This is a genomic window from Marinobacter sp. UBA3604, from assembly GCF_002375325.1.
Lineage (GTDB): Bacteria > Pseudomonadota > Gammaproteobacteria > Pseudomonadales > Oleiphilaceae > Marinobacter > Marinobacter salarius.
On record NZ_DFMB01000013.1, the window covers coordinates 1 to 19,146 of the forward strand.

Annotated in this window: 15 protein-coding genes; 5 read left to right on the forward strand and 10 right to left on the reverse strand. The window is 59.4% G+C overall.

What is annotated here, in order from left to right:
* Nucleotides 1-377 precede the first annotated feature (377 nt).
* The 3 genes from B2590_RS03070 to B2590_RS03080 all read left to right on the forward strand — a co-directional run bounded on the left by B2590_RS03070 (nt 378) and on the right by B2590_RS03080 (nt 3,658).
* Complete coding sequence (locus B2590_RS03070; protein WP_087148992.1) at nt 378-1,442, forward strand: AraC family transcriptional regulator; 1,065 nt, start codon at nt 378-380, stop codon at nt 1,440-1,442.
* Complete coding sequence (gene cls / locus B2590_RS03075) at nt 1,439-2,875, forward strand: cardiolipin synthase (protein WP_136634177.1); 1,437 nt, start codon at nt 1,439-1,441, stop codon at nt 2,873-2,875. Before B2590_RS03070 ends, cls begins: the two co-directional genes overlap by 4 nt.
* A 108-nt stretch (nt 2,876-2,983) precedes the next feature.
* Nucleotides 2,984-3,658, forward strand: a complete 675-nt coding sequence (locus B2590_RS03080; RefSeq protein WP_036203076.1) for a GntR family transcriptional regulator — start codon at nt 2,984-2,986, stop codon at nt 3,656-3,658.
* Nucleotides 3,659-3,670: 12 nt separating this feature from the next.
* Here the strand turns inward: B2590_RS03080 and B2590_RS03085 are convergent, their stop codons facing one another.
* Both B2590_RS03085 and B2590_RS03090 read right to left on the reverse strand, forming a co-directional pair.
* Nucleotides 3,671-5,875, reverse strand: a complete 2,205-nt coding sequence (locus tag B2590_RS03085) for a patatin-like phospholipase family protein (RefSeq protein WP_286811093.1) — start codon at nt 5,873-5,875, stop codon at nt 3,671-3,673.
* A gap of 12 nt (nt 5,876-5,887) precedes the next feature.
* The gene (locus B2590_RS03090; RefSeq protein WP_075195035.1) at nt 5,888-6,496 is read right to left on the reverse strand and encodes a hypothetical protein; all 609 of its coding nucleotides are present in this window, start codon (nt 6,494-6,496) and stop codon (nt 5,888-5,890) included.
* A gap of 219 nt (nt 6,497-6,715) precedes the next feature.
* Between B2590_RS03090 and B2590_RS03095 the strand changes: the two genes are divergently transcribed.
* The gene (locus B2590_RS03095; protein ID WP_075195012.1) at nt 6,716-7,078 is read left to right on the forward strand and encodes a hypothetical protein; all 363 of its coding nucleotides are present in this window, start codon (nt 6,716-6,718) and stop codon (nt 7,076-7,078) included.
* Between the two features lie 10 nt (nt 7,079-7,088).
* On the opposite strand, the gene B2590_RS03100 is transcribed toward B2590_RS03095, so the two are convergent.
* Nucleotides 7,089-9,914, reverse strand: a complete 2,826-nt coding sequence (locus B2590_RS03100; protein WP_085681686.1) for a transporter substrate-binding domain-containing protein — start codon at nt 9,912-9,914, stop codon at nt 7,089-7,091.
* Nucleotides 9,915-10,055: 141 nt separating this feature from the next.
* On the opposite strand from B2590_RS03100, the gene B2590_RS03105 reads away from it, so the two are divergent.
* Nucleotides 10,056-10,289 carry a DUF2789 domain-containing protein gene (locus tag B2590_RS03105; protein ID WP_036203064.1) on the forward strand — a complete coding sequence of 78 codons (234 nt, stop codon included), beginning with the start codon at nt 10,056-10,058 and terminating at the stop codon, nt 10,287-10,289.
* A 1-nt stretch (nt 10,290) separates the two neighbouring features.
* Here B2590_RS03105 and B2590_RS03110 read toward each other — a convergent pair whose 3' ends face one another.
* The 7 genes from B2590_RS03110 to B2590_RS03140 form a co-directional block, all read right to left on the reverse strand.
* Nucleotides 10,291-11,967, reverse strand: coding sequence for a GGDEF domain-containing protein (locus B2590_RS03110; protein WP_036203061.1), 1,677 nt, complete (start codon nt 11,965-11,967; stop codon nt 10,291-10,293).
* 48 nt (nt 11,968-12,015) lie between these two features.
* Nucleotides 12,016-12,969, reverse strand: coding sequence for a tyrosine recombinase XerC (xerC, locus tag B2590_RS03115; protein ID WP_051946540.1), 954 nt, complete (start codon nt 12,967-12,969; stop codon nt 12,016-12,018).
* Nucleotides 12,970-12,971: 2 nt separating this feature from the next.
* Nucleotides 12,972-13,718 carry a DUF484 family protein gene (locus tag B2590_RS03120; RefSeq protein ID WP_036203058.1) on the reverse strand — a complete coding sequence of 249 codons (747 nt, stop codon included), beginning with the start codon at nt 13,716-13,718 and terminating at the stop codon, nt 12,972-12,974.
* A 16-nt stretch (nt 13,719-13,734) separates the two neighbouring features.
* Nucleotides 13,735-14,700 carry a diaminopimelate epimerase gene (dapF, locus tag B2590_RS03125; RefSeq protein WP_051946756.1) on the reverse strand — a complete coding sequence of 322 codons (966 nt, stop codon included), beginning with the start codon at nt 14,698-14,700 and terminating at the stop codon, nt 13,735-13,737.
* A gap of 14 nt (nt 14,701-14,714) precedes the next feature.
* Nucleotides 14,715-15,965 carry a diaminopimelate decarboxylase gene (gene lysA, locus B2590_RS03130; protein ID WP_036203055.1) on the reverse strand — a complete coding sequence of 417 codons (1,251 nt, stop codon included), beginning with the start codon at nt 15,963-15,965 and terminating at the stop codon, nt 14,715-14,717.
* A 38-nt stretch (nt 15,966-16,003) separates the two neighbouring features.
* Nucleotides 16,004-16,183 (reverse strand): LPS translocon maturation chaperone LptM, encoded by a 180-nt coding sequence (gene lptM / locus B2590_RS03135; RefSeq protein WP_041332617.1) that lies wholly within the window; start codon nt 16,181-16,183, stop codon nt 16,004-16,006.
* Between the two features lie 87 nt (nt 16,184-16,270).
* Nucleotides 16,271-19,141 (reverse strand): class I adenylate cyclase, encoded by a 2,871-nt coding sequence (locus B2590_RS03140; RefSeq protein WP_286811092.1) that lies wholly within the window; start codon nt 19,139-19,141, stop codon nt 16,271-16,273.
* Between the last annotated feature and the right edge of the window lie 5 nt (nt 19,142-19,146).

Sequence of the window (19,146 nt, forward strand, 5' to 3'; positions counted from 1 at the left end):
GGCTAATTTTGTTGTTTTGGCGAACTCAAAACTAACCGGTTTTACCGCGTCTCCTACTTTTTCACGCTAACCTGCGATGAACCAAAAAAAAGCCGGGGTCTCCCCCGGCTCAGGTCATAAACGTTTGCTGAAACTGATTAGCAGTAGTACATGCTGTTCAGGTACTCAGCCAAAGCGGCAATATTGGAGCGCTCCAGCTCGTTATGGGGCACAAAAATTTCCAGTTCCATGAAAACACCTCCAATCCAGATGGGCGAGTGAGAATCCTCGATGACTTAATGCTATCGTTGTTAGGACAATAAACCGTTGACAGGCTGTCCCACAGGTTTGACATTTTGTATCAGCACCGATGAATTCCTGTTAACCCTCAATCATAGGTGACCGTGAACTCACCCCAGGCAAAAGCCACCACATCGCCACTGGTTGCAGCCTCGAGCACGCTGGCCCTGGTTCATTACCTGGACCGCCAGGGCGTGCTGGACATCCCCACCGTTGAGCGGATCGCCGGGTTCAACAAAAACGAGCTGGCAGACCCGGACCTGCGCATTCCCGCCGAGCGCCATTACCGCCTCTGGGAACACGCTGAAAAGGTCACCGGAGACCCTGCCGTTGGCCTCCATGCCGGCCAGGTGGTCGATCCTGACCGAATGGGCCTGGTCGGCCACGTGTTTTTCAATTGCGACACTCTCGGCGAGGCCGTTACCCAGTATGTTCGCCTGCACCGGTTGATTAACGAATCCGTGATCCTGAGTTTTGAACAAACCGGCGAGCAGGCCATCCTGACCTGGCAGGCGGACACCCCCGGGCACTACTGTCGCCAGGATATGGACCGGACGCTGGCGGCGGCTCTATGCCGCACCCGGCATTTCATCCACCCATCCATCGTTGCCGAGTGGGCCGAGATCGCCCACCCGAAACCGGGCTATGCCGATGAATACCAGCGATTACTGGGTGGCCCGGTGTTTTTTGGCTGTGGTGCAACTCGCCTGGCCTTCAGTAGCCACCACCTGAGCCATCCGATTCCCCATCGCAACCCCTACGTTTATTCCGCCGTGCTGAAGCAGGTCAACGCAGTGCTGGCCCGGCTGCAAAGCAGGCGTACCTTCGGCCGCAAGATCCGGCGACTGATTTCACGCCAGATGTCCACCGATCGCATCGACGCCGACACACTGGCGAAACAGTGCCATATGAGCCGACAAACCCTATATCGACGGTTAAAGAAAGAAGGGCTTGGATTTCACGAGCTGGTGGAGGAAGTCCGCAAGGACAAAGCCATGCGCTACGTGGCGTCGGACCACTACGCATTGGGCGAAATCGCTTTCCTGCTGGGTTTTTCCGAGCTCAGCGCCTTCAGCCGCGCGTTCAAGCGCTGGACCGGGATGGCACCGGCCCAGTACCGCGCCCGCCACCTGAACATCGACAATGGAGACGCGCCGGAATGAGTATCGCTGACGTGCCCTGGCTGCCCCTCGCACTGGCCCTGATCTACCTGGCCGCGGCTGCCTGCATCTATCGGATACTGATGACCTACCGCGTGGCACAGGGAGCCATCGCCTGGATTCTGGCACTGATCGGCCTGCCCTATGTCGCCGTTCCCATGTTCCTGTTGTTCGGACGCAACCGGTTCGGCGGCTATATCAGGGCCAGACGCACCGGCGACGCCGCGCTGACGGAACTGCTCAACCATTTCGAACAGCAGACGGCAGCGGTCAGCAAACGCAACGATGAACATGTTCCGGACGAACTCCAGGTCCTCTGCAAGCTGGGCCGACAGCCGTTTACCACCGGGAATCGATGCGACCTCCTCAAGAATGGGGAAGCCACCTTTGAGGCGCTGTTCGATGCCATGGAAAACGCCCGACACTACATTCTCCTGGAGTTCTACATTGTTCGCTCCGACAAGGTCGGCCAACGCATCAAGTCGATCCTGAAACGCAAGCTGGCCCAGGGCGTTCAGGTCTGGTTCCTCTATGACGACATTGGCAGTGTCTGGCTACCGCGGAAGTACCTCCGGGAACTGGCCGCCGCCGGTGCAAAGGTTGCCTCGTTCGGAGACGGCAATTTTCGTCGCATGCGCCTGCAGGTCAACTTCCGCAATCATCGGAAACTGCTGGTCTGTGATGGTGAGGTCGGATTTGTCGGAGGCATCAACCTCGGCGACGAGTATCTGGGCACTGCCATGGACGAGGAGCCCTGGCGTGACAGCCACTGCCGCATTACCGGCCCGGCGGTGACCGGGCTGCAACTGGCCTGGCTCGAGGACTGGAACTGGGCCAGTGAGGACTTCCCGACGCTCAACTGGACGCCTTCCCAACCGACGCCTGGCAACCAGGAAGTTCTGATTCTGCCCACCGGCCCGGCGGATACCTACGAAACCTGCACGCTGTTTTTCCTCAATTGCATCAACAATGCCCGTACGCGGATCTGGATCGCCTCACCGTATTTCGTGCCCGACGTTCAGATCATGAACGCCCTGCAACTGGCGGCCCTGCGGGGTGTAGACGTGCGAATCATTATCCCCGAGAAATCTGACAGCCGGCTGATCCGACTGGCTGCGTACTCATACCTGGTACAGGCATGCCGCGCCGGCATTGGCATCTATCGCTACCAGCCGGGCTTCATGCATCAGAAAGTCGTATTGGTGGATGACCGCTACGCGGCCATCGGCACCGCCAACCTGGACAACCGCTCGATGCGACTGAACTTCGAGATAACCGCCATCAGTACCGCCGTTGAGTTTGTGAGCGGCATTGAACATCTGCTGGAACAGGATCTCACCACCAGTCGACTGATGACGGAACGGGATTACCGGGACCGTTCTGTGGCCTTCCGGTTGACGTGCCGCACCATACGGTTGCTTGGCCCCCTGCTCTGAAACCCTCCACCAGGGCCTGGCCCGTTTTGGTGTGCCCATTTTCCATACGCAAAGAATGTGAGAGTATTCCAGAACCATTGAGCCAGCATGCTGTAACGAAGCAGGACCATGACCACATTCAAGCCTCGCGAAACCCTGACCGAACAGGTCGCCCGTCACATCGAAAACCTCATCGCTTTCGGTCAGCTTCGCTCCGGCGAACGCATCTACGAAAGCGCCATGGCAAAGCAAATGGACGTAAGCCACGGGTCGATCCGCGAAGGCTTGCTGCTGCTTGAAAAACGCCATCTGGTACAGAACGTGCCCCGCAAGGGCGCATTCGTTACGCCGCTGGACGACTATTTTGTACGCAGCCTGTACGAAGTGCTGCAACTGTACCTGACCCATACCGGTCGCAAGCTGGTGCGGCAGTGGCAGGCAGCCGACATGGACAAACTCGAATCCCTCTACCAGCGTATGAAAGGCTGCCATGACAATAACGACCTGCTGGCGTTTCTGGAGCTGGGCATAGAGTACACTCAGGCCTCACTGGCCTATGCCGACAACTATTTCATCATTTCCGCCATTGAGGATCTGTGGCCATCGGCAAAACGTTGCGCCTTTGTGGCGTTCCAGCGTGGTGGCAACCGGGTGCTGGAAGACAACCTGGCCCATGTGCGGGAATCGATCGGTGCGATCAAGGAACGGGACGAGGAACGTCTTGCGGCCATTCTGGCCGGGTACGCGGAACAACAGTGTCAGCAGGTGCTTGACGCTATTCACAGCGCATCGGCTACGGCTTGAGCAACGGGCGGCTCATTCAAACAACCGGGTAAACGAAAAGCCGACGTTGAGGTAGGCACTCCAGTCATCCCGGTTGTTGTAGGCCGTGGCAATCTGCACCGGTCCCAGAAAGGTTTCAACGCCGGCAAACAGGCTCCCAGAGCGCAACAGGTTGTTCCAGCGGGCCTCCCCCAGCGAGGACCAGGCGTTACCAGTCTCGAACCCGGCTCCGGCAAACCAGGGCACAAACGGCCCGCCAAATTCCTGCCGGACAAAGACGCCTGCCAGAGCCGCATCCTCTCCCGCCACTTCGCCCTGGCTGTATGCCGATAGCCGGTGAAAGCCGCCCAGCAGTACTGAATTCTCGATGCCGGCAACGCCCTTGGTGACCGCGTTGGCATACAACAGGCCGGTGATACTCGCCCGTCTCCAGCTTGCGGTGCCCAGGGCCATGACGGTGACCGAATCAAAATGACGGTCGGACCCAAGGCCCGGGCGCTCGAACCGGCCACGGATGCCGGCGAACCCGCCGGACTCCGGCAGGAAGGTATCGTCGAGGGAGTCGTGAACAAGCTGGAGCCGGAGACTGCCACTCTGGATGGAGCCGGAGGGCGCCATCGGTTCGCCGATCTGCTCGTCGACGGTGGCGTAGCCCCGCACATACTCAAGACGCACCTCTCCGTTTACACCCAGTTCGGTACCCAGGGCCAGATCCACCTGGCGATTGGTGATATCCACTTCGGTTATGCGCTCGCCTTCGCCATCGAACGCACTCAGGCTTTCACGGGAATAGGCACCGCCCAGCGTGAGGAATCTTTCGAAACCATAGTCCAGTGGCTGGAACCATTCGGTTCGAACCCGGGGCTGGGTGCCCAACTGAAGCCCGGTCGTCCACTCACCGCCCAGGGCATTCAGCCCCGTCATCCGCAACGACGTGGCGACATTAAACCGAGTATCGTTCTCGAAATTGTCTTCGTAGTTCAGGCCAAAGGACAGGTAGTTCGGCCCCCAGCTTTTCTCGCGAACCCGGATAACCAGGTCCGTGCCGGGGCCGTCGGTCGGCACCAGCGAATGGGAAACGGTTTCATAGTAACCAAGACCGTAAATACGCTTGAGATCCTCCTCCAGTGCATCCACATCCAGAGGCTCACCCGTCTGCTGGCGTATGCGCTCACGAAGGAAATCCCCCGCCAGGCGAGAACGGTCGTCAATGCGAATATCGGTGATAACGCCCGGGTTGAACGAGTGCGCCTTCAGGCGACCGCGAAATCGATCCCACTCATCATCACTGACGCTCAGATGACGAAGTTCCCCTGCGTGACCACGAGCACTGCTGGCGCCCAGCTCAAACAGCGCCGGAGCCTCATAGAAATCTGCTGAGGACAAGCCCTGCAGATCCGGTCGCATCAGGATGTCCTGATCATCCAGCAACTTGAGCTGCCGCTCGGTGTTTTGCCGCGTCATCATGGTGGTCAACTGACCAACCACAGAGAACGCCTCGCGTATGTCCTCCCGCTCCAACAGGGGATCGGTGATGTCCACGGCAATGACAATGTCGGCCCCAAGCTCATGGGCCACGCTGACCGGCAGGTTATTGGCCACACCTCCATCCACCAGCAAACGCCCATTCAGTGTGACCGGCGCATAGACGCCGGGAATACTCATGCTGGCGCGGATCGCTTCCGACAGGTTGCCACTGCCGATCACCACTTCCTCGCCGGTTTCCAGGTCCGTGGCGACGGCCCTGAACGGGATGGCCAGTTCATCAAAATCTTCAACCAGGGCTGCATCACGGGTGAGCTCATTGAGGATAAAACCGAGGTTCTGACCGGCGATGATACCGCCCCCCAAATGCAGGCCGTCCATGCGCACACCGATGCCGGGCGAGACCGGGTAGCGCCAGTCCTGACGCTTGCGCCTGACAGGCTTGTAGGCACGGCCCGGGTCGTCACGAAAACTGGACACCCAGTCCATCTCGATAAAGCGCTCTTCAATCTCCTGGACCTCCATACCAGAGGCATAGAGTGCCCCAACCGCGGAGCCGGCACTGGTGCCCACCACAATATCCACGGGCACCTTCAATTCTTCCAGCACTCGCAGCACACCCACATGGGCCATGCCCTTGGCCCCTCCGCCGCTTAGCACCAGGCCCACTTTCGGCCGCCCTACGTCGGCCATAAGGGGCATAGCTGCGAGCACGGCAAGCAGGAGGGCAGTCAATCTGGCTGTTAACATCATCCCGTCCAACTGTCAGGCATCGTCTGCGGGATCCTCGTCCGCCAGCGACAGGTGGGAGACATCTGGCACAACCGGTGGTGGAACCTCACGCTTCACACCCAGGTCGCTGCCCGGAGGCGCCAGCGACCAGTCGTCCAGGTGCTGGAACATGGGAGCGGGAGCCTCCCGGTGCTCCTCCAGCGTGACGCCAACGGGGTCAAGTGTCAGTCCGGACCCGGAAAGAATGCTGTCGACCTTGTCGCCCGCCACCGGCAAGCGGTCGCCCGGCTCAACGGCAACGGCGCTTCCTGATCTGGTATCATTGCGCGCCGGCTCCGCCGGAGGCGCTGAAGGTACTGGTTTTGGCTCTGACGGTGATTGAGCGGCGGGTGCCGTACGCGCGGCAGAGGTGACAGCGCCCTCCATGGGCTGCACATAAGCCACCATGCCGTGCTTTTGCAGCACCGAGCGGTACTTTTCCGCCTGGACTTCCTCCAGCTTGTTGCGGATAACAACTGGCTGACCGCTGAACATACGCTCAATCTGGTCCACCGTTGCCTTGAACAGGGTTCTGGCATTACTGCGAGCGGTTGCCGGGTCGGTCCCCGGTGTGCATTCACCTTTAAAGACGAGTTGGAACATCATCCTGCCTCTATGCGCTTCTGTTTTTATCCATAGTAGTTGATCCTGGCAGGCTCCGGAAATCCACACCCAGCCGACGGATCTTCTGAACATTGCAAACAATTGAAAAATGCGCGCAAAAAATGCGCAAACTCGTTCGCACTCTGCGATAATCAACAGTAACTAAACGTTACATATGTTTACACTGATCGACGAACCGATTCCAAAGGAGTGGCTCTCATGGCCATCAAACGCATCACCGGCGCTCTCAGCCTGTTACTGGCACTGGCCTCGCAACCGGTCATGGCAGGCAACCTGGACGTGTTGCTAAGTGGAATCTTCCCCGATAAACAAGCTACTTACATTGGCTATGAAAGCATTGAGCGTGAAGACATTCCCGCCACATCGGCCGTCGAGCGTAAATACCTGATCGTCGATTTCAGATTCGAGTCCGAGCCCCCTCAGGAACAGCTTCAGGCCAACGTACACCGGGTCTGCATGGCTCTGCTGAAAGATCGCGAGCTGATTCGTTCGCTGTCCGACTCGGGCTACGACACGGTCGCCGTCGCCTTTGACCGCAAGTCGCAGTTCGACTGCCTCTGACACGTTCCAGTCACTGATCCCGTCCCAGAAGGCGCGGAAAGGATTCGAGAGCACTGTTCACGGAATCCAGATTAAACGCCTCCACGTCCGCCAGCAGTTTCTCTCCATATCGTGTAACCGAGGGCGAACGGAACCGCTTACCCCATACCAGCACCCGGTTGGCAAAATCCTTCATCTGTTCCGGATCGCCGCTTTCCCGCACCGTCTCCCACTCGTCGCCAAAATCTCGTGCAAGCTGTTCCTGCAGCCATCCGCGTTCCTGCATACTGAGTGTCTGGGCCAGCAGACGCTCCGATTCCTCGGGTGTGCCATCGTCTTCGGCCTGGGCGCCCGTTGCCTCAACCCGAGGAAGCTTGACCGTAAAGGTGGAGCCCGACCCGGGCTCACTTTCAACCTGTAGTTCACCACCCATCATCCGCACCAGCTTGCGGCTGATGGCCAGGCCCAGCCCCGTACCCCCATAACGCCGCGTGTTCTGCCCTTCCTGCTGTTCAAAGGCGTCAAAGATCTGCTCCTGCTGGTCAGGAGGAATACCGATGCCGGTATCAGACACTGTCACAACCAAACGGTAAAAGCAGCGACGATCAGCCTCACTGTCCGCCTCCTCGACCGGCTTCTCCGATGACTTTCGCGGTGTGGCCGTGGCACGGACTGTCACACCACCTTCATGGGTAAACTTGATGGCATTGCCAACAAGATTGAAAAGCACCTGCCTCAGTCGCGTTTCATCCAGCATCATTGCCGCCGGCATCTTGGAATCAACGCTGACTTCCAACGAGATACCCTGCTCGGTGGCGCGCAGGTCGAATATGTGGCGTACGTCACTGAGCAGCCGTCGCACCGATACCGCCGAATACTCCAGCCGCATTTTTCCTGCTTCGATGCGGGACAGATCCAGGATGTCGTTGATCAGCATCAACAGGCTGCGGCTGCCCGCGCGAATGGCATCCAGGTAATTGCGTTGCTGGGGATCCTTGACGGTATTACTGAGCAAGTCGCTGTAGCCAATCACCGCGTTCATCGGCGTGCGGATCTCATGGGACATATTGGCGAGGAATTCGCTTTTCGTCAGGCTGGCCGCCTCAGCTTCCCGCGCCAGGCGCTCCGCCTCCAGTTTGGCCGCCCGAAGCTCGTCTTCGCTGCGGCGTAGTGCGTTTTCAGATCGGATTCGCTCGTCTACCTCCCGCGACAGTTTACGGTTCCAGTACAGGAAGATCAGTACCACCACGAGGGCGATAAGCACAATACGACGCACCACGGTGTAGTCCGTTTCCTGTTCGATATCCAGGTGGATCCAGCGATTGTAGATCGACTCGGTCTCGGTGGCATCCAGACTGCCCAGCGCTTTATTGAGGATGCGCTGTAATTCAGGCCGCTCCTTACTGACGGCGAACCTTAGCTCATACTGGTAAGGCGTGATGCTTGTTATCCGAAGGTTGGACAACCCCAGGCGGGCAACGGTATAGCTGACTGCCGGAATATGAGTCACCATGACGTCGAGGTCGCCGTTGGACAGGGCCAGCAGCCCTTCCTCGATGGACGTCATCGGATACAGATCGAGATTGGGGTGGTTGATCAATAGGTAGTCATGCCCCGCCTGGCGGTTAACCACACCCACCTTTTCGTCTCTCAGCTCCCTCAATTCGCCGATAAAGCGACCGTCGTCACGGATGGCAAGGGCAATGGGAACGGTCAAATAGGCACGGCTGAACAGGAAAGATTCCTCGACCCTTGGGGTTCGGGACATTGCGGGCAGTATATCCACCTCCCCCGAACGCAAAGCGTTTTCCTCATCGGCGCTGTTGTCCATCACCTGACGGCTGAAGCGAATGTTCAGTTGTTCTTCCAGGCGTTTGACCAGATCCGGCACGAGCCCGGCAGACTGACCATTCTGGGTATACTCGAACGGCGGCCAATCCGGCCGGAAGGCCACTCGAAGATTCGGGTTTTGATTGAGAAATGCCCTCTCGTCAACCGACAGGGAAATGGCGGAGGGATCCAGTTCCGGCAACTCGGTCTGCAACCACGACTGGCGGATCGACCGGTGCTCACCGTGGTCAATCGCCAGAACTGCCTGGTTGAGCACCCGATACAACTGGTCGCGCTCCTGGTCATTCTCCTGGTGACTCTCCGCTGCCATTTCCAGCACCACGTCGACCGATTGCTGGTTCAGCAGCGTGGCCACCCCAACCCCATTGACCATGGCAGACTGCAGATAGTCCGACACCACCGGAACCGGGCCCAGAAACGCATCCGCCTGTCCTGACAACACCCTGCCAACGGCTTCGCTGATACTGGAAACCGGCACGGGTGAAAAGCTATCGACAGGGTCAAGCAATGCGAACTGGTTGGGATCGTTGGTGATCAGGGCAATGTTCGCGTCCTCAAGGTCCGAGAGCGTGCGAATGCCTGCATCATCGGCACCAACGAATATGCCATAGGTCAAACTCATCAGCGGCGAGGAAAGCACTACATTGGAAGGAGGGGAACGATGGGCCAGATGGGTACTCAACCGGGCATCCAGGGTCCCATCCTGCAACCATTCACCGAGTTGTTCTTCCGGAGCCGACACCGGCTCAATAGGCACACCAAGCTTCTCTGACAGCCGATTGAGGTAATCAATGAAGATGCCCGCCAGCTCTCCCTCGCCGGTATCAAACACCAGCGGCACCTGACCACTTCGCACCCCGACCCGGAACGATTCTCTCTCCGCCAGCCAGCGCAGATCCTCGCTACCCAGCACCGGCGCCGGAGAGGGTTGCGGCGGCTCAGCAGCGGGCACGCCGGGCACCAGAATAGCGGTCAGCAACAGCACAAAATGAAAAACGGACCTCACTGGATATCCTCACCGGTTCGGCTACAGTTCAGGGAACCATACCCGTAAATTCTTCCGATTGCATTCAGCGGGTTACCCGATCTACTCTGATCGTGCCCACAGCGTTTTAAAGCACCGGCAACCTTGGGGAGAACCACAACCATGGATACCAGCAAACACGATTTCAGCACGCTTTTTGAACAACTCGGTATGCCATCCGACAGCGTCAGCATTGAGAGTTTTATCGCCCAGCACTCGCCACTGCCCCCGGAAATTGCGTTGCAGGATGCCCCTTTCTGGTCGGAAAGCCAGTCACACTTCCTCGAAGAGGGCCTCGAGGACGACTCAGACTGGGCGGAAATTATCGATGAGCTCGATGCCCTGATGCGGCACTGAATCAGACATCACGCCCTGCAATAAGCACCTGGTCGCGGCCGGAGTCCTTGGCGAGGTACAGAGCCTTGTCGGCCCGGTCGAACACATCGTCCTCGTCATCGTCCCCATCAAATTCCGCCAGCCCTGCCGAAAACGTCACCGACACCGGTTCTCCCCGGAAATGGAACGGCAGCTCCGCGATATGCCCGCGCATGCTATCCAATACCGACCGGGCGTTGTCCACATTGGTTTCCGGCAACAGGATCACGAACTCTTCCCCGCCAAAACGGGCGATGAAGTCGGTTGCCCTCAGCCGCTCACGGAGGGCACGGGCAACCAGTTGCAACACGCGATCACCCGCCTTGTGGCCATAGGAATCGTTCACACGCTTGAAAAAATCAATATCAAGCACACAGACCGACAGTGAATGACGATAACGCTGCCAGCGCTGATACTCGAACGACAGTCGCTCCTGCCAGGCTTCCCGGTTGGGTAATTGGGTCAGGACATCGGTAAGGGCTTTTTCGCGTTCCTCCCGGAGTTTTTCCCGGACCTGTTCCGACTGAGCCTCCATCGTCACCAGTTTTTCCTGCATGAGCTCCAGTTGCAGCGACAGGTTGCGCTCGCGCTCGGACTCCTGCTCCCGAAACCGCTCGACAGCCCCACTGATCGTCTCGAGGTGCTGGCTCACTGAGTCTTTCAGCCCGTCGAAGTCAACGCTGCTTTCCACTTGCTGGCCGAACGACCATAGCTCCTGGCGGATATCGCGATCCAATTCCTGCGAGGCATCCAGTCGCCCGGCCTGGGCATTCGCCTGCTCGGTAAAACACTGGCGCAACGCGTCCAGCCGTTCATCGAGACGCCGAAGGAAGGCCTCAAACTCCCTTTGCCCCCGGGTAACCGCGGCGATTACCAGTTCCGCCACGCTGCTCAGCCCCTCCCGCAGCTCATCCCAGTTATCGCTGCTCAACAGCGATTCCTGTAGCCGTCGGGCTCTTGCCTCCGACGCTGCCTCCAGTGTCACCTGATCCAGCATATGCCCCAGCAGTTCACCAACCCGCCGTGCAATCTTCAGGCGTTCGCTGTCTTCTGTGCCAGGCATCGCCAGTTCAACGGCAGGCGAAGCCAGCGCGTTCTCGGCGGCTTCCGCCAACATCGGCTGGTCGGACGGCTCCTGGCTTCCCCGGCCACCAAACAGCCGGCCAAACCGACTTCGTTTGCGATCCTGCCCGTCACCGCTGCCCAGCCCAGTTTCCAACACCAATGCCAGATCGACCAACCATCCGGTCGCATCGAGCTGAAGGGTTTCCGGTTTCCGGAGTCGCTTCTCCAGGTCTCGAATACGGTCCTTGCCGGATTTGAACATAGGATGGGAGCGCAGTTCCGACAGCAACTGCTCGAATGTGGTTCTCAGCCGGTCCGTGGATTCAGACTTGCGGTCGTCCAGGGCCGCCACCTGACGGTCAATTCTCTCCTGCAAATCCCGCCAGCTGTCTGCGTTGAGAGGGGGCTTTCGTAACTCGTCACGAACCCGTTCCAGCAAACGGTCCAGCTCCGCAGTCTGTCCTTCGGACGCCAGACTGGTACGCACCAGCATACGCTGAAGCAGGTTCCTTTCAGCTTCCCAATGCGATTCACGCTGTTCTGAAGATTCAAGTGCCTGGAGGTACTTATCCTTCCAGGATGGGTCCGATGACATTTAGCGCTCCTGGCCCTTTTACTGGACGCCTGTTCCGTGACTGATGCCTCAACGATGCTCCGTTTCCCGCCTGTTACCGCGACGGCGAGCCCTGGGATGGCTCTGATCGTAGACCTTTGCCAGATGCTGGAAATCCAGATGAGTATAGACCTGGGTCGTCGCGATGTCCGCATGGCCCAGCAACTCCTGCACCGCTCGCAGGTCACCACTGGACTCCAGCATATGGCTGGCGAAGGAATGCCGAAGCAGGTGGGGATGCAGTCTTTGGTCCGCCCCTTTCGACATTCCCCACCGGCTGAGGCGGGACTGGATACTGCGAGTACTGAGCCGATCACCTCGCCGGCTCACATACAGGGCATTCTCTCCGTCTGGCGCCATCGCTCCGCGCACGTCAAGCCACCGAGCCAGTGCCTCCAACGCCCTTCGCCCAACCGGCAGGAGGCGTTCCTTGCGCCCCTTACCCAGCACCCTGACCTCCCCACCTCGGACGTCTACGGATTGGAGATCCAGCCCCGCCAGTTCCGACAACCGCAGCCCTGAGGAATACATCAGCTCGAACATGCTCAGGTCGCGAATTTCCAGCGGATCATCGGGCGTTGCGTCCAGCAGGTGATTGAGCTGGTCCACGTCCGCCACCTTCGGTAGACGCCTACCGGACTTCGGAGCCCGGATGTCCAACGCCGGATTGTCGACAGCCAGGTGTTCCCGTAACAGGTATTCGTAGAACCGGCGGATGGCAGACAGGTGACGGGCAATACTCCGACCGCCCAAACCTTCACGGCTGAGCTGGGCAACGTATCGTCGCAAGTCGTGGCTGGTGACCGATCGCCAGGCCGGTGACGGTAGATGCTCAACCCACGCAGCAAAGCGGTTCAGGTCATCGCGATAACTGCCGCAGGTGCGTGGTGAGTGTCGCTTCTCCGACGCCAGATAACGCAGGAACGCGGCCACAGGCTCTGCCAGTGCGGCAGCCGGGCCGGTTTCCTCGTCAGCCAGCGACATGGTCAGCGGGACTCCGCGACCACATCGGTGACAGGCAACGTGGCGGCATGCCTTTGCAGGATAGGCGGCAACAGACGGCTCAGGGTGTCGCTGATGTAGGTCAGGAAGAGTGATCCCATACTCTGGTCGAAGTACCCGGGTTCGCAACTACCCACGGCAAACACCCCGACCAATTCGTTGTTACGCAGTGGCACTAACGCCACGGAGGCAATGGGTTCCTCCCGGTCCGGGAACAGGAAACTGCGCTCGCTCTCACGGAACTGGCCACAAACGGCGCGATCCCCTTCCAGCAAGCCACCCAGGCGCGCTTTCGCCTCATCCGGCGACACCACGTGTAGGGCGCCTTGCGCCGCTGCCGGCAACTCGCTGTCGGTGAAGAGAATCACCGAGGCCGCGTCCAGACCGAAATCACCACGGATACTGTCATCAATCGCGGCGGCCATATCATTCAGGTTGCGGGCCTCGATCACCTGCATCAGCAGGCGCTTGCTCTTTTCGAACAGACGGTCGTTGTGGCGTGCAATGGACACCAGCTCTACCAACTCGCGACGCAAGGTGTCGCGCTGTTCGCGAAACAGGTGCACCTGGCGCTCTACCAGCGAGATCGCCCGGCCGCTGTCGTGGGGCAGGGTCAGGCTGCGCAGGAGCTCGTCCTGATCAATAAAGAAATCGGGGTTATTCCGCAGATAATCTGCGACGGCTTCCCGGGTGAGCCCTTCGGCCTTCTTGTGGGCCGTTTGTTCTGTCATGCTGCTCTCCTGATGGTCAGGGCCTTGATGTGGCCGGCTGGCGATGGCGATTGTTCTGTCGGTTGGTACCTGATTTTGCATCGCTGTGCCGCGTGCTCTTACGTCGTTTCGGGGGCTGGTCTGCCGGCAGGCGAAGCTGACCCTCGAAAACGCTGGCCGTCGGGCCTTCCATCATAACAGGGGCCCCCTCACCCTGCCATTCGATGACCAGGCGCCCGCCTTTCAGCTCGACGTCCACCCGGCTGTCCAGCAGCCCTCGCAGGCAGCCGGCGACCACCGCCGCACAGGCGCCACTGCCGCAGGCCATGGTTTCGCCGGAACCACGCTCGAACACCCTCAGGCGAACGCGGGTCCGGTCAATAATCTGCAGGAACCCGATGTTGGCCCGCGCCGGGAACCGCGGATGGCTCTCAAGCCTGGGGCCAAACTCGCCTACCGGGGCGGCATCCACGTCATCCACCAATAGCACCCCATGGGGATTGCCCATGGAGACGGCACTGAGTTCCACGGTATCACCGCCGAGTTCCACCGTGTACACGTCCTTGCGGCGGTCGGCAGCGAACGGGATGGCCGGAGGATTGAGTTCCGGCACCCCCATATCGACGGTGACCATGCCTGCACGTCCGACTCTCAATTCGATAACGCCCTTGGCGGTCTGAACCCGGATCACCTTCTTGTTGGTCAGGCGCTGGTCGCGGACAAAGCGGGCAAAACAGCGGGCCCCGTTGCCGCACTGCTCGACTTCCGAGCCATCGCTGTTGAATATCCGGTAGCGGAAGTCCACATCGGGAAGCCCCGGGGGTTCAACCACCAGCAACTGATCAAAGCCAATGCCAAAATTCCGGTCGGCCAGTTCGCGGATCATCTCCGGGCGCAGGCGAAAGGGCTGGCTGATGGCGTCCACCACCATGAAGTCGTTCCCAAGACCGTGCATCTTGGTGAAGTTAAGCATTGGGCCCTGATTGCGCCGGGACTGACTCATCTCCGCCTCTCCACTCATTCCGGCAAACAGCTTTCTGGGCCAAGCTGTTCTTCCAGGGTTTCCCGCCGACGCACAATGTGCACCTGTTCACCATCAACCATCAGTTCCGGTGGACGGTTACGGGTGTTGTAGTTGGAGCTCATCACAAAACCATAGGCCCCGGCGGACCGAACCGCCAGCAAATCGCCCGCCTGGAGTCTCAGCTTGCGATCCTTGCCGAGGAAATCACCGGTCTCACACACCGGCCCAACCAGGTCCCACGCTTTCTCGTCACCGTCGTTGCGGGGCGTTACCGGGACAATGGATTGCCACGCGCTGTAGAGCGCGGGACGAATCAGGTCGTTCATTGCCGCATCTATGATGGCGAAGTTGCGATGTTCAGTGCACTTGAGGAATTCCACCCGCGTCAGCAAGATGCCGGCGTTGGCGGCAATGGACCGCCCCGGCTCCATGATCAGCTCCAGCGACCGATCGCCCAGGCGTTCCGCCAGCGCGGTCACATAATCCGACGGTTGCGGCGGCTGCTCCTGATCGTAGGTGACCCCCAGGCCACCGCCCATGTCCAGATGCCGGATATTAATATTCTTTTGCGCCAGGGCATCGATCAGTTCCAACACACGGTCCAGCGCATCGAGGAAAGGTGACACCGACGTGAGCTGCGAGCCGATGTGACAATCCACACCTTGTATGTCCAGGTTTGGCATGGCAGCGGCACGCTCATAGACGGCCGGAGCTTCCGCAATGTCGATGCCGAACTTGTTCTCTTTCAGCCCCGTGGAAATATAGGGGTGGGTACCGGCGTCCACGTCCGGATTCACACGCAGGGAAACCGGCGCCCTGACACCGAGCTCACCCGCCACTTCGTTCAGGCGATCCAGTTCGGTGTCGGACTCCACATTGAAACAGCGAACACCGGCCTCGAGGGCGCGGCGCATTTCCCAGCGCTGTTTGCCGACCCCGGAAAAGACGGTTTTCGCAGGATCCCCGCCAGCACGGATCACCCGCTCCAGTTCTCCGGCAGACACAATATCAAAACCGGCGCCGAGCCTTGCCAACACGTTCAGCACGGCGATATTACTGTTGGCCTTGACGGCGTAGCACACCAGGTGTGGCCGACCGGCAAGCGCATCATCATAGGCGCGGTAATGGCGCTCGAGGGTGGCGCGGGAATAGACATAGGCTGGCGTACCAAAACGCCGGGCAATGTCCTCAACCGCCACGTTCTCAGCGAACAATTCACCGCTGCGGTAATTGAAGTGATCCATGGATTTCCTGAGCCTGTTATCGGGGCAGCCTGCCGAACCTAGTGGTCTTCAGCCGGTTCGCTGCTGTCGTGTTCGCTGGATTTCTGACTGGGTGCGGCCTGCTCGGTTGCGGCATCGTCACTGGCAGGTGCCTGACGATACAACGGCCCCTTCTGGCCACACCCAACCAGAAACACGACCATCACCAGCAGGAACGTAAGTGTCTGTCCTGGCTTCATGGGTAGCTGCCCCCGTTGTCTGTATGCACGCAGTATACCTGAGTGAGGCCGCGCCCGGCGAGATGCTACCACCCACGATTCCGGATACTACAGATGCCGGTTCAGCAAATCTTCCAACTCGGTACGGTAGTAGAGATACTGGATGGTCTGGATATGCTGCTGGTATATCTGTGGATCCAGGTCATGGGGTAGGTGAACATCCGTCAGGTAGACCGGGTAGCGCTCGTCACTTTGGCGGAGCGAGCGAATATAGTGGGCCACCGCGGGTATCAGCTGGTCTCCATACTCCTGGACGGTAAATTCCTGGTCGCCACAGAAAATATCGAAACGCACCTGAGAGTCACCCTCCTGAATACCGATGGCCTGTACATCCAGCCCGGGCAGGCGCACGTTGCTGTCGGCGTCCGGCCGCCTCTCCGCACGCCACTGACTGTCGCGAAGCACCATCTCATAGCACTGAACACCTGCAACATCGGTCACGGCGTCCAGTTGTCGCAACTGCCGGCGTTCGATCAGGTTCTCTAGGAATCGCAGCAAGGGCACCAGCAGGAAGCGACGATTGGTGTAACCCTGCTGCCAGCAGAACACCGATCCCAGTTCATCCACGACCCACACCTTCGCGGTCTCTCCTGTGACGCGGTAGAACACCTGAATGTTATCCGGCTCGCTGGCATGGCACACGGCGCGTAATGGCAGGTCATCCAGCAAGGCGTATTGGTCAAACACCACTGGCACGTAGGATTCCTGCGGTTTGGACAGATACGCCATCAGCGCTTCGTTGCTGTCCAAGGCCACGAATCCGGGCTCAGCGCCACTGAATTGAAGCAGGAAGTATCGCCGATCCATCTCGATGACGTAACGCAGGGGATGAGGGCCGACACCGCCGGCGAAGAAATAACGCATCACGTCCATGAACAGCTCGCGTACGCGCCGGGCTATGGCGGCTCCGTGGCCTGTGCTGTGGCTATGAACCATGATATCCGGCAACCGGTCCGGAGCGTTGGCGACTGATGCCAGCACGTTTTTGAGGCACTGCACCAGCGTGTCTCCGGCGGCGTAGTGCTGCAAACTCACCTCGTGCCAGCTATTGAAGGTGACCTGGTCAATGGTATTCACCAGGTTTTCCCGTCCACCGCTGAAGCCCAGTGAATCGTGACGGGCGCTAAGCTTGTGCAAGCCCCGCTCGGTCAGATAGGCCTGAGGGTCGACCCCGACATTGACAAACAGCAGGTTGCGCAGCGGGTGCACACCCCGGGAAAGCGCCTCCCGGCCAGCCGGCTCCACCGGGAATGGCAGGAACGCACCAAGTGCATCCAGCATTTCCCGCAGTTCCGCCACCGAGGCAATGCTGCTGCCGGCTCGCACATTCAACCGTGTGGCCCGGGTCAGCAAGCCGTTGTAATAGCCCCACACCAACAGTTCACTGAGATTGCCCGAACGGCGTATGACCGGTTGCCAGAGCGCATCTGACGGGTCCTCAAGATCACGGTATAGCAACCAGCCGTCGTGACCAGCCGAACCACCCTGTTCCGACTGGTGATGGAACGCAAGATTCTCTTCTGCCAGGGAGGGGGCTAGCCCGGGGTTGATCTGCTCTACCTTCCCGGCCTTACGCTGAAACGCCGCATACAACTTACGCCCCAGCAGGTTCATGTCATTGCTGGTGATTGCCGCACGGGTGCCATGATCCCGAGCCAGCCGAGACAACAGCCGGTAGCTGTGGGTTAACTCGGCCACCACGGCCCGCCGAAGGGTGACCACGTCCTCTGCGCGCCAGCGGATCCGGTTGTCCAGGTTTTTCAACTCAGCAGCCGACCAGCCCCAGGAGTCCACCAGGGCCTGCAACAGCCTGGCTCTCCAGCCTGAGAGGGTCTGTGCCGAACGGGTAAGCGGCAGGCCTGCTTTGAGATAAAGGCTCTGACGCACCAGGACCAGGCGTTGGGGGGCATCTTCTTCAAACAGCCACTGCTCAAGGCGTTCGTAAAGCAGTACGTAGGGATCGAGCCGGTCAGGGTTGGTTTCACCGGAATACACCGCCGCCTTGAAGACCCGGGACAGCAGTGGTTTCTCATCGCTCTCTTGGCTCTCATTACTACGGGCATAACACTCGATCAGCAGCAGCTTGAGGATCGACTTCCAGGGCATGTCGATGCCTTTGTACAACTGCCAGACTCCAGCCCCCAGAAACTCTTCCTGCGGTATCGAGGACACGGGGCCGAAATCAATGTACTCATCACCCCGGATAAAACGGCAGTCAATCAGCTGCCGGGCGCACTCGTCATAGCGTCGCTCATCCTCCACGGGGACCAGCCACCACAATGGATAACGGCCGCCAAGATGAATGCTCGTGCGGTAGAATTCGTCCAGCAGCAAATAGTGCTGTGAACTGCCGCAGTTTTCCCCGGTCACTTCCGCTCGCTGCCTTCCGGCACGCCAGTCAGCGGCGGAAAACACAAACACATGAAGCTCAACCCCCAGGCTTTCGGCCCAGATGGACAGACTTTGAGCCTTACGTTCCAGGCAACGCACGCCCCGCTCCGAGAGATCCGGGCGATGACACAGCCAGATATCCAGATCACTGGCCACCGAATGGCCCAGGGTCCCGGGGCTGCCCATCAGGAAGAGGGCTTCCAGGTCTGGCTTTCTGCGCCCCTCGTCCTTGAGTGAAAAGGTTCTTGCCAGGCGCCGGGCAGCGTTCAGCGTGGACTCAGGGGGCCGATAGTGGCTCAGTCCGTAAGGGCAGTCGCTGTCGAGATAGCCGGGCAAAGACGGGTGATTTAGATGGAAAACCAGTGGCAACACTTCCAGAACAGCCTGTTGCCGATAGGTCAGGGCCGAATGGGCACGATCCCAGCGCTCCCGGTTGACAGCCATGAACCGGTCCCGCAGCCGGCGCAGCGTTTTTCGGTCTATACCCTCATCAAAGTCCAGGGCAATAGGAGCGGTTTGGATGGTCAAGGCGA

Excerpts from the sequence above, each read along its gene's own strand:
- cls (WP_136634177.1), top strand. The coding sequence starts at position 1,439 with ATGAGTATCGCTGACGTGCCCTGGCTGCCCCTCGCACTGGCCCTGATC.
- B2590_RS03080 (WP_036203076.1), top strand. The coding sequence starts at position 2,984 with ATGACCACATTCAAGCCTCGCGAAACCCTGACCGAACAGGTCGCCCGT.
- B2590_RS03085 (WP_286811093.1), bottom strand. The coding sequence starts at position 5,875 with ATGATGTTAACAGCCAGATTGACTGCCCTCCTGCTTGCCGTGCTCGCA.
- B2590_RS03090 (WP_075195035.1), bottom strand. The coding sequence starts at position 6,496 with ATGTTCCAACTCGTCTTTAAAGGTGAATGCACACCGGGGACCGACCCG.
- B2590_RS03095 (WP_075195012.1), top strand. The coding sequence starts at position 6,716 with ATGGCCATCAAACGCATCACCGGCGCTCTCAGCCTGTTACTGGCACTG.
- B2590_RS03105 (WP_036203064.1), top strand. The coding sequence starts at position 10,056 with ATGGATACCAGCAAACACGATTTCAGCACGCTTTTTGAACAACTCGGT.
- B2590_RS03110 (WP_036203061.1), bottom strand. The coding sequence starts at position 11,967 with ATGTCATCGGACCCATCCTGGAAGGATAAGTACCTCCAGGCACTTGAA.
- xerC (WP_051946540.1), bottom strand. The coding sequence starts at position 12,969 with ATGTCGCTGGCTGACGAGGAAACCGGCCCGGCTGCCGCACTGGCAGAG.
- B2590_RS03120 (WP_036203058.1), bottom strand. The coding sequence starts at position 13,718 with ATGACAGAACAAACGGCCCACAAGAAGGCCGAAGGGCTCACCCGGGAA.
- dapF (WP_051946756.1), bottom strand. The coding sequence starts at position 14,700 with ATGAGTCAGTCCCGGCGCAATCAGGGCCCAATGCTTAACTTCACCAAG.
- lysA (WP_036203055.1), bottom strand. The coding sequence starts at position 15,965 with ATGGATCACTTCAATTACCGCAGCGGTGAATTGTTCGCTGAGAACGTG.
- lptM (WP_041332617.1), bottom strand. The coding sequence starts at position 16,183 with ATGAAGCCAGGACAGACACTTACGTTCCTGCTGGTGATGGTCGTGTTT.